Origin of the sequence: Kitasatospora sp. NPDC002965, assembly GCF_040611255.1 — a bacterium.
Classification (GTDB): Bacteria; Actinomycetota; Actinomycetes; order Streptomycetales; family Streptomycetaceae; genus Kitasatospora.
Genome location: NZ_JBEXNT010000142.1, coordinates 1 through 10,850, shown reverse-complemented (window position 1 = coordinate 10,850; position 10,850 = coordinate 1). Strand labels below are relative to the sequence as shown.

General features: G+C 69.2%; 8 protein-coding genes. All 8 read right to left on the bottom strand.

Translation table 11 applies throughout. The features are described 5' to 3' along the window. Positions 1 to 138: 138 nt before the first annotated feature. On the bottom strand, positions 139 to 1,059 hold the full coding sequence (locus ABZY91_RS35365) for a M23 family metallopeptidase (RefSeq protein WP_355407504.1): 921 nt from the start codon (positions 1,057 to 1,059) through the stop codon (positions 139 to 141). 406 nt (positions 1,060 to 1,465) lie between these two features. Further along, the gene (locus tag ABZY91_RS35360; RefSeq protein ID WP_329951410.1) at positions 1,466 to 3,814 is read right to left on the bottom strand and encodes an immune inhibitor A domain-containing protein; all 2,349 of its coding nucleotides are present in this window, start codon (positions 3,812 to 3,814) and stop codon (positions 1,466 to 1,468) included. Positions 3,815 to 4,166: 352 nt separating this feature from the next. Then, entirely contained in the window at positions 4,167 to 6,686 is a 2,520-nt protein-coding gene (locus ABZY91_RS35355) for an ATP-dependent Clp protease ATP-binding subunit (protein ID WP_329885570.1), read from the bottom strand. Positions 6,687 to 7,477: 791 nt separating this feature from the next. Further along, positions 7,478 to 7,828: an Lsr2 family protein gene (locus ABZY91_RS35350; protein WP_329885569.1), complete on the bottom strand. Its 351-nt coding sequence runs from the start codon at positions 7,826 to 7,828 to the stop codon at positions 7,478 to 7,480. 92 nt (positions 7,829 to 7,920) lie between these two features. Next, entirely contained in the window at positions 7,921 to 8,457 is a 537-nt protein-coding gene (locus ABZY91_RS35345) for an amino-acid N-acetyltransferase (RefSeq protein WP_329885568.1), read from the bottom strand. 9 nt (positions 8,458 to 8,466) lie between these two features. Beyond that, a complete protein-coding gene (locus ABZY91_RS35340) occupies positions 8,467 to 8,904 on the bottom strand; it encodes a BlaI/MecI/CopY family transcriptional regulator (RefSeq protein ID WP_329885567.1) in 438 nt (145 codons plus the stop codon). A gap of 116 nt (positions 8,905 to 9,020) precedes the next feature. Then, the gene (locus tag ABZY91_RS35335; protein ID WP_329885566.1) at positions 9,021 to 9,143 is read right to left on the bottom strand and encodes a hypothetical protein; all 123 of its coding nucleotides are present in this window, start codon (positions 9,141 to 9,143) and stop codon (positions 9,021 to 9,023) included. Between the two features lie 4 nt (positions 9,144 to 9,147). Continuing rightward, the gene (lysX, locus tag ABZY91_RS35330; protein ID WP_329951411.1) at positions 9,148 to 10,707 is read right to left on the bottom strand and encodes a bifunctional lysylphosphatidylglycerol synthetase/lysine--tRNA ligase LysX; all 1,560 of its coding nucleotides are present in this window, start codon (positions 10,705 to 10,707) and stop codon (positions 9,148 to 9,150) included. Positions 10,708 to 10,850: the final 143 nt, after the last annotated feature.

Below are 10,850 nucleotides of genomic sequence, written 5' to 3'. Positions count from 1 at the left end.
GGCGCCGCGCCGGGGGGCTCCCCCCCCGCGGGCCGGCGCCGGCGGGCGCCGGCCGCCCCCCCCCCCCCGCCGCAGTGGTGCGGAGGCCGGGCCCGGGCGGCGCCGTGGGGCGCCGTGGGGCCGCGGGCCGGAACGGGCTCAGAACCCGGTGACCCCGTGCCCCGCGAGGTAGGCGATCGGGTTGACCACGGCGCCGTAGCGGTTGCTGGAACGGATCTCGAAGTGCAGGTGCGGCCCGGTCGAGTTGCCGGTGTTCCCGGAACGGCCGATCTGCTCCCCGGCCGAGACCCGGTCGCCCGCCGACACCGAGACGGCCGACATGTGCGCGTACTGGGCGTACCGGCCGTCCGCCAGCCGCAGCACGACCTCCTTGCCGTACGCGCCGTCCCAGCCGGCCGACACGACGGTGGCCTTGCCGACCGCGAGCAGCGGGGTGCCCGGGGGGACCGCGAAGTCGACCCCGGTGTGGTAGCCGGCCGCGTACTCGGGGTTGCGCACGCCGTACGGGTTGCTGGTCGGCGCGCCCGGGACGGGGGCGGACCACTCCGGGGCGGGGGCGGGGGCGGGGGCGGGAGCCGGCGCAGGCTCGGGCTCAGGGGCCGGCTCGGGGGCCGGTGCGGGCTCGGGGGCGGGCTCGGCCGGTGCCTGGTCGGCGGCCGGTGCCTGGTCGGCCGACGGCGCCGGGGCGGCCGGCTCGGGGGCCAGCAGGTTCACCGCCACGGCCACGAGCTCCTGGGCCGAGTCGTGGTCGTGCGACAGCTTGTACTCGCTGGGACCGGCCACCTGGACCAGGGCCGGGGTCTGCGCCGCCCCCTGCGGGACGGTGAAGGCCGAGCTGCCGGGGGTGGTGGGGGTGACCGTCTGCGCCGAGGCGTTGCCGGGGGAGGCGACCAGCAGGGCGCCGGCCAGTATGACCGCGCTGGCGGCGGCGGCACTGGTGGCCCGGTTGCGGTCGGTCCGCAGCAGCGGGGCGACGGTGACGTGGTTCCGGTCGTTTCGCAGCGGCGAGGCGGCGGCGAGCCGGCGAAGGGCCGGCCCCAGGGGCGGGACAGGGGGCATCGGAGCTCAACCTCACGGACGTACGGGGGCAGCACGCTGAGCCCGGTCGGGCGGGCTGAGCAGGGACCACTCAGGTGTAACCGTCACCGAGCGGAGTCCCAAACGGTGTGACGTACTACGGCGTGTAGTCAGTGTTGCGCCGGAGATTCAAACCGACGGAGTAACGATCATGAGATCGGATGGTCTGTTCATGGCCCCACGTGCTCGGCCGTCCGTCCGGCCGTCCTACTACTCCCGCTCGTACCGGCGGGTGGCGCTGTGACCAGCACCACCCGCGGGCCGAGTTTGAAGCAGGGCGAATCGGGTCGAAACCAACGAATCCGGCCCGCCCCCGCAGGTGCGGGGACGGGCCGGACGGATGGTTCAACGGCGCCTGGTCAGAGGCTGATCACCACTGCTCGGTGGATCAGTTGTCGACCGGGCGGACCCGGATCCAGGTCTCCAGGTAGTTCGAGGACTCGTTCTCGACCTCGATGCTGGTACCGGTCTTCGGGACCTTGACGCTGCTGTACTTGTTCTCCTCCGACCAGTAGGACTTCAGGTCGGAGAACTCGTCGACACCCTTGGCCTTCGGGTAGACCGTCGGGACGCCGGCCTTGTGCAGGGTCAGACCGTCCACGCGGCGCGAGCCGAAGGTCGAGTCGTAGCCCTGGACGCGCGGGCGCTGCAGGGTGCCGTCCGACCACTTGAGCGGGGTCGGGTGCGAGTCGATCGGGAGGATCAGGCCCTCGCCCGGGTGGTTGGTGACGTTGTTGTCGCTCTGCGACTCGTCCCAGTACCAGAGCAGCAGACCGGGCTGGTAGGCGTAGTGCTCGACCCAGTTCGGCTTGCTGTTGGCGAAGCCGAAGTTGTACGGGCCGGTCTTCAGGGTCTTGTCGTACGAGACGTACTGGCGGTTCTCGGCGATGTAGTACTGGGCGTACTCGTTCGAGAACTTGCCGCTGATGCGGGAGAAGCCCTTCGCGGCCCAGCCGTTGTCACCGTTCTCGGCACCGTCGGTGAAGACGGTGGCGCCGTCGGCGGTGACCGCGATCTCGTCCAGGGCCAGGCCCTTGAGGTGCAGGCCACCGTCGGTGGTGTAGTGGAAGCGGACCTTGACGGCCTTGCCGGCGTAGGCGTTCAGCGGGAAGGAGAGGTCGCCCCACTTGCCACCGGAGGTGCCCGTCAGGCCGGCCTTCTCGGCCGGGTTCTTCGGGATGGCGACACCGTTGAAGGTGCCGTCCAGGGCCGCCCAGTTGGCACCACCGTCGGTGGAGACCTCGGCGTAGCCGTAGTCGAAGTCCTGCTCGATGTCGTACCAGGCCTTGGCCGTCAGCGTGGCCGAGGTCTTGCCGGTGAGGTCGACGTCACGGGTCAGCGAGACGTTGAGGTCGTCCGCGCTGCCGCTCCACCACTCGTTGGCACCCGCGAACGGGGTGTTGATCTCGGTGGTGACGGTCTTCTTCGGCAGGTCGACGACGAGCGCCTGCGGCAGGTTGGAGTTGTACTCCGCCGGGCCGATGTGGTGGGTCGACTCGGTGCCGGCCTTGGCCTTCTCGAACTTCAGCCAGCCGAGCTTCAGCTTGCTCCAGGCGTCGAGGTCGTTCGGCTTGTCGCCGATCGAGTCCTTGCCCTCGCCCAGCCAGGAACCGGAGGACATCAGCGACCAGAAGCCGACCGAGTTGTCGATCCCGCTGCCCGAGGTGTCGTACAGGTCGGGCAGACCGAGGTCGTGGCCGTACTCGTGGGCGAAGACACCGAGGCCGCCGTTCTCGGGCTGCATGGTGTAGTCGCCGATCCAGATGCCGGTGCCGCCGACCGGGGTACCGCCGAGCTTGTTGTCGCTCGGGCCGGTGGAGCCCGCCTGGGTGCCGTAGACGTACGAGCGGTGGGCCCAGAGCGCGTCGGTGCCCTGCTTGCCGCCGCCCGCCGACTGGTCCTCACCGGCGTGCACGATCTGGAAGTGGTCGATGTAACCGTCGGGCTCGTTGAAGTTGCCGTCGTGGTCGAAGTCGTACCGGTCCCACTGGTCGTACTGCGCGATGGTCGCCTTGATCTGAGCGTCCGTCTGGCCCTTGGCCTTCTGGTCGGCGACCCAGGAGGTGATGCCGTCGCGGATCAGGTCCTGCGCGTTGTTGCAGACGTGCTGGCCGCAGTAGTCCGAGCCGTAACGGGCCTCGTTCCACGGCACCTTCACCCAGTCGGTGACCTGGCCGTCGACCGAGTAGCGGCCCGAGGACTGCTTCTCGTAGTACGTCTTCAGCGAGTCCTGGGTCTTGCTGAAGTACAGGTCCTGGAAGTGCTGCTGGTTGTAGTCGGCCTGCCACGCGGTCGAGTTGTTGGTGGCGGGGTCCGGCTTCTGGATCTGGTTGCGCTGCGGGCCGGGGGTGCCGCCGTACTTCAGCTTGCCGTCCGGCGTCGTGGTGGTGTTGTCCACCTGGTCGCTGAACTCGACCAGAATGGTGAAGATCTTGTCCGTGCGCTCGCGGGAGAGCTCGACGTACTTGTCCTTGCCCAGCTTGATGCTGGTGCCCCCGCCGTGCTGCTCGATCTTGGCGGTGCCGGCGAGCAGCTGCTCGGTGGCGGCCTTCTGCTCGGCCTCGACCTTCTCGGTCAGCGGGCCCGGGAAGTTGTGTTCAGTGCTCTGAACAGCCTCGGCCGGGTCCTTCGGCACGGGGGCGGAGCCGGCGGCAACGGCCGTGCTCGGGAGCAGTCCCGCGCCGAGCGCGGCTATGACTGCCGCGGCCGAGGCGACTGCAGCGGCTTTCCTGGTCATCTTCAACGTTGTGACGTCCTCCCCAAACCGGTCCGGCTCTTGGCCTTCCGGTAAACCAATGAAAGACAGGTGGAGGTCATTTGATCCAAGCGTGGACGGAAAAGATAGACCTTGACCGTGACATGGCTACAGCGCTATGCTCCGCGACTTCGTATCAGCTGACGCTCCGTCAAGAACATTGTCATTAAAGATGACTGCATGATCGATCGCACTCGCACCGGCGCCCGGTCAGGCCCCCCGCCTGGGACTTCGTGGGCCGGATCACAGCTTCGACGAGGACATGAAAAACGGCTCGGGCCCCCGGCGCGAACGCCGGGGGCCCAAACCGTTTGCTGTTATCTGTTAACTGTTTCTACTTCGTCAGGTCGGGACCCGACGAGGCGACGGCGGCCGGAGTGTCCGCGACCGCGGACTTCTCCTCTCCGCGGAAGGTGAACTTCGCTTCCTTGCCCTCGCCCTCGACGCCGACGACCACGATGTGGCCGGCCCGCAGCTCGCCGAAGAGGATCTTCTCGGAGAGGTGGTCCTCGATCTCGCGCTGGATGGTCCGGCGCAGCGGACGGGCACCCAGGATCGGGTCGTAGCCGCGCTTGGCCAGCAGCCTCTTGGCCTCGACGCTGAGCTCCAGGCCCATGTCCTTGTCCTTGAGCCGCGAGTCCACCTTGTCGACCATCAGGTCGACGATCTGGATGATGTCTTCCTCGGTCAGCTGGTGGAAGACGACGATGTCGTCGACACGGTTCAGGAACTCGGGGCGGAAGTGCTGCTTGAGCTCCTCGCCGACCTTGGCCTTCATCCGGTCGTACCCGGTCTGGGCGTCACCCGCGGCCGCGAAGCCCAGGTTGAAGCCCTTCGAGATGTCCCGGGTGCCGAGGTTCGTCGTCATGATGATGACGGTGTTCTTGAAGTCGACCACGCGGCCCTGGGAGTCGGTCAGACGACCGTCCTCCAGGATCTGCAGCAGCGAGTTGAAGATGTCCGGGTGGGCCTTCTCCACCTCGTCGAAGAGGACGACGGAGAACGGCTTGCGGCGCACCTTCTCGGTCAGCTGGCCGCCCTCCTCGTAGCCCACGTAGCCGGGGGGCGAACCGAAGAGCCGGGAGACGGTGTGCTTCTCCGAGAACTCGGACATGTCGAGGGAGATCAGCGCGTCCTCGTCACCGAAGAGGAACTCGGCGAGCGTCTTGGACAGCTCGGTCTTACCGACGCCGGACGGGCCGGCGAAGATGAACGAGCCGCCGGGGCGCTTCGGGTCCTTGAGGCCCGCACGGGTGCGCCGGATGGCCTGGGAGAGCGCCTTGATGGCGTCCTTCTGGCCGATGACGCGCTTGTGCAGCTCGTCCTCCATGCGCAGCAGCCGGGAGGACTCCTCCTCCGTCAGCTTGAAGACCGGGATGCCGGTGGCGGTGGCCAGGACCTCGGCGATGAGTTCCTCGTCGACCTCCGCGACGACGTCCATGTCGCCGGCCTTCCACTCCTTCTCGCGCTTGGCCTTGGCCTGGAGGAGCTGCTTCTCGTCGTCGCGCAGGGACGCGGCCTTCTCGAAGTCCTGCGCGTCGATCGCGCTCTCCTTCTCGCGGCGCACGTCGGCGATCTTCTCGTCGAACTCGCGGAGGTCCGGCGGCGCGGTCATCCGGCGGATGCGCATCCGGGAGCCGGCCTCGTCGATCAGGTCGATGGCCTTGTCCGGCAGGAAGCGGTCCGAGATGTACCGGTCGGCCAGGGTGGCGGCGGCGACCAGGGCGGCGTCCGTGATGGAGACCCGGTGGTGGGCCTCGTAGCGGTCGCGCAGACCCTTGAGGATCTCGATGGTGTGCGGCAGCGACGGCTCGGCGACCTGGATCGGCTGGAAGCGGCGCTCCAGCGCGGCGTCCTTCTCCAGGTGCTTGCGGTACTCGTCGAGCGTGGTCGCACCGATGGTCTGCAGCTCACCGCGGGCCAGCATCGGCTTCAGGATCGAGGCGGCGTCGATGGCGCCCTCGGCGGCACCCGCGCCGACCAGGGTGTGCAGCTCGTCGATGAACAGGATGATGTCCCCGCGGGTGCGGATCTCCTTGAGGACCTTCTTCAGGCGCTCCTCGAAGTCACCGCGGTAGCGGGAGCCGGCGACCAGGGCGCCGAGGTCCAGCGTGTAGAGCTGCTTGTCCTTGAGCGTCTCCGGGACCTCGCCCTTGACGATCGCCTGGGCCAGGCCCTCGACCACGGCGGTCTTGCCGACGCCGGGCTCACCGATCAGGACCGGGTTGTTCTTGGTGCGGCGGGACAGCACCTGCATGACCCGCTCGATCTCCTTCTCGCGCCCGATGACCGGGTCGAGCTTGGCCTCGCGGGCGGCCTGGGTGAGGTTGCGGCCGAACTGGTCCAGGACCAGCGAGGTCGACGGGGTGCCCTCGGCGGGCCCGCCGGCCGTCGCCGACTCCTTGCCACCGCCGGTCTGGTACCCGGAGAGCAGCTGGATGACCTGCTGGCGCACCCGGTTGAGGTCGGCTCCGAGCTTCACCAGGACCTGGGCGGCGACGCCCTCGCCCTCGCGGATCAGGCCGAGCAGGATGTGCTCGGTGCCGATGTAGTTGTGGCCGAGCTGCAGGGCCTCGCGGAGCGACAGCTCCAGGACCTTCTTCGCCCGGGGGGTGAAGGGAATGTGACCGGACGGGGCCTGCTGGCCCTGGCCGATGATCTCCTCGACCTGCTGGCGAACAGCCTCAAGAGAAATCCCGAGGCTCTCCAGGGCCTTAGCGGCGACACCCTCACCCTCGTGGATCAGACCCAGGAGGATGTGCTCGGTGCCGATGTAGTTGTGGTTGAGCATCCGGGCTTCTTCCTGAGCCAGGACGACAACCCGCCGCGCGCGGTCGGTGAACCTCTCGAACATCGTTTATCGCTCCTCAGAGCGGTCGGGCAGTTCGGGGTCCGTCCCCGCCCTGTCCTTCCGCATGCTAGTCCCGCTCAGCGGCGCGGCCCACGGATTCACTCCCTGGTAGGGGAGAGACATGCTGCGCGACCAGCCGACACCAATCCCAACCTCATGTTGGGAGACGGTGTTCCCACAGGTGGGCCGGATGCACCGGATGCCGCTACGCCATCGGCGAACAACCTCTGCCGCAGCGCGGCCGACAAGCGTCCGACCGGTCACGCGTACTGCCCCGGGCGGGGTGACTGACCCCGTCCACCTGCATTCATACCCGGTATCGGGGCGGTTCTCGCGCAGTTTCCGGGGTGGCGGTGTTCGCCTGGCGAGAAGTCGCCCGGTGGTGACGGCGGTTCGGCCTCGGCCGTCGGGTCCGGTACGCCATACCGGTGGTGTCCGCGTGACCGCTTTCGCCCCTACAGCGTTGCACAGGCCGTGATTGTTCCGCCGCCCGTCCCGTCGCCCCGGTCACGGCCGTGGTCACGGCCGTGGTCACGGTCGCGACCGCGGACCGGGTCGGCCCGGGGGCCGGCGTCCGGGCCGCTGCCCGGGCCGCTGCCCGAACGGGCAGCCCGCCCCACCGTTCACAGCGCCGTCCCCGCGCCCGCCGACGGGCGTGCCGGCGGACCGGTCACCGTCCGGGTGTGCGCCGCGGGGCGCGGAGGAATGTCCTCCGCGCCCCGCGCGTGTGCCATGGACGCTTCACGCGACCTCCGGGACCCCGCACCCGTCCGGGCGGCCGGGCGACGCCCGGATCAGGCCGCGTTGGCCTTCTCGTAGGCCTCGCGCACGTTGCTCGGCACGCGGCCGCGGTCGTTGACGTCCAGGCCCTGCTCCTTGGCCCACGCGCGGATCTTCGCGGTGTCCGGGACGCTGCCGGACGGGCGGGGGGCCGAACCGCGGCCCGGACGGCGGGCTGCGGCCAGCCGTCCGCTCTGCTTGCGACCCTTCTCGACGTACGGCGCCAGCAGGTCGCGGAGCTTGTCCGCGTTGGCGCTCTTCAGATCGATCTCGTAGGCAACACCGTCGAGCGCGAACGTGACCGTTTCGTCCGCCGACCCGCCGTCGAGATCGTCTTCAAGAATGACCTGCACCCTCTGTGCCACGGGCTTCCCTTTCCGCTAAACGACCCATTGCCTAAGGAAAGGAAAGCGCCTTTCTCCGGAAAACACAAACCCCTGCCCCGTCCGGGAGCGGCTCACAGGTGCAGCAGCATGCGCGAGTTGCCCAGCGTGTTGGGCTTCACCCGCTCCAGGTCGAGGAACTCCGCGACACCTTCATCGTACGAGCGGAGAAGTTCTTCATAGACATCCGTAGCGATGGCCGCCGGGTCTGTCGTACCATCATCGGTTTCCTGGAGCTCGCCGATCTCGACGAAACCGTGTTTCGCGAAGAACGGAACCTCGAACGTCAGGCAGAAAATCCGACGGACGCCGAGCCAGCGGGCGGTCTGCAGCAGCTTCTCCAGCAGGAGATGTCCGACGCCGTGGCCCCGGCAGGACGGATCGACCGCGAGCGTGCGGACCTCGGCGAGGTCCTCCCACATCACGTGCAGGGCGCCGCACGCCACCACGGCTCCGGTGTCGTCGCGTTCGGCGACCCAGAACTCCTGGACGGATTCGAACAGGGTGACGGTGGGCTTGTCGAGCAGAATGCCGTCGCGCGAGTAGGCATCGATGAGCCCGCGCACTGCCCGCACGTCCGTGGTCCGCGCCCGGCGGATGGTGACCTCCATGGCGGGACGTTATCGTGCCGGCCCCGGTGGGGTCTCCCCGGTATCGGGCCCGGTCTCCGCGGAATCCTGGGCGGCCGGATCGGGCGGGAACAGAGCGGCGACCCGCAACGCGTCGCGGAGAGCCTCGCGTTGCTCCGGCGACATCAGGCCGAAGAAGTGCACCAGGGCGGCGGCAGGATTGTCACCGGTGGCCCAGGCGTCGTTCATGAGAGCCGCGGTGTACGCCTCGCGGGACGAGACCGGTTCATATCGATAGGCCCGTCCCACCCGCTCGCGGCGGAGCCAGCCCTTTCTGTGGAGCTTGTCCAGGACGGTCATCACCGTGGTGTACGCGATTTCGCGTTCGGACCGCAGATCCACGAGAACCTCGCGAACCGTGACCGGTCGGTTCCACTGCCACACCCGGGTCATGATGGCGTTCTCAAGTTCGCCGAGTTGCCGGACCATAGTGCGGCCAGGATAGGGAGTGAATGGGGCAAATCTTGTGAAGTGCCGCCAAACCGGCGCGCCGCCACTCCCGGAATCGGGAATGGCGGCGCGGGTGCCGTGGTGGCCGACGGGCGTCAGTCGACCACGTCCTCCTTGGCCTTCCGGGCTCCGCCCTGGCTGCGGATGATGGCCCGCACCAGGAAGCCGAAGCCGATCGCCATGACCAGCGGTGGGACGATAGCGCTGACGTAGTCCATCAGGTCACTCCTCCTCGGTCTTCTCCGCCGCGGTGGCGGCGGACGCCTTGGGCTCCGGCTTCACCAGCGGGAAGAGCACCGTCTCCCGGATGTTCTTGCCGGTGAGCAGCATGATCAGGCGGTCCACGCCGAGACCGAGACCGCCGGTGGGCGGCATCGCGTACTCCAGGGCCCGCAGGAAGTCCTCGTCGATCTGCATCGCCTCGACGTCGCCGCCGGCCGCGAGCAGGGACTGCGCGGTGAGGCGGGCGCGCTGCTCGACCGGGTCGATCAGCTCGGAGTAGGCGGTGCCGATCTCGGTGCCGAAGATCACCAGGTCCCACTTCTCGGCCACGCCCGGGACCGAGCGGTGCTGACGGGTCAGCGGGGAGACCTCGGTCGGGTAGTCCTTGATGAAGGTCGGCCGGACGGCGTTCTCCTCCAGCAGGCGCTCGACCATCTCCAGCACGATCTGGCCGTGGCCCCACTCCTTCTCGAAGGGGATGCCGTGCTCGGCGGCCAGCTTGCGGAGCTCCTCGACGCCGGTCTCCGGGGTGACCTCGACGCCGAGCCGGGCCGAGATGCCGGGGTAGACGCCGACCTCCTCCCACGGCTCGGCCAGGTCGATCTCGTGCTCGACGCCGTGCGGGTCGAGGCCCCTGATCACCGTGGTGCCCAGGGCGTCCCGGGCGGCGTTGACGATGGTGGCCCGGATCAGCTCGGCCTGGGTGTCGTAGTCGCCGTAGGCCTCGTACGACTCCAGCGAGGTGAACTCGGGGTTGTGGGTGGAGTCGGCGCCCTCGTTGCGGAAGTTGCGGTTGATCTCGAAGACCTTCTCCGCGCCGCCGACGACGAGCCGCTTGAGGTACAGCTCGGGGGCGATCCGCATGAAGAGGTCGATGTCGTACGCGTTGATGTGCGTCTTGAACGGCCGCGCGTTGGCGCCGCCGTGCACCGGCTGCAGCATCGGGGTCTCGACCTCGATGTAGCCGCGCTCCTCGTAGGTGCGGCGGATCGAGCGGACCACCTTGGACCGCAGGTGCAGGATCTCGCGGGCCTCGGGGTTGACGATCAGGTCCACGTACCGCTGGCGGACCCGGGCCTCCGGGTCGGTGAGGCCCTTGTGCTTGTCGGGCAGCGGGCGCAGGCACTTGGCGGTGAGCTCCCAGCGGTCCACCATCACCGACAGCTCGCCGCGGCGGGAGGTGATCACCTCGCCCTCCACGCCGACCTGGTCGCCGAGGTCGATGTCGGCCTTCCACGCGGCCAGCCGCTCCTCGCCCAGCTTGTCCAGGGAGAACATCACCTGGAGGTCGCCGGAGCCGTCGCGCAGGGTGGCGAAGCAGAGCTTGCCGCCGGTGCGGGAGAGGATCACCCGGCCGGTGATGCCGGCCCGCTCGCCGGTCGCGGTGTCCGGGGCGAGGTCCGGGTGCTTGGCCCGGAGGTCGGCGATGGTGCTGGTGCGGGGGAAACCGACCGGGTACGGGTCGATGCCGGCGGCCCGGAGCCGGTCCAGCTTCTCGCGCCGGACGCGCATCTGCTCCGGAAGGTCGTCGGTCGCGGGGATTGGGCTCTGATCGCTCACCCCACCAGGGTAGCCAGCCCCGGCCGGTGCTCCGCCACGGGATTGCCCGCGGCCCGCGGCGGCCGTCCCGGCCGGCGCCCGGCCCGCGGTGCGTCCCGGGGTGCGGGGCGGGCGGCGGGTGCCGTCCGCCCCGCCCCGGGCGG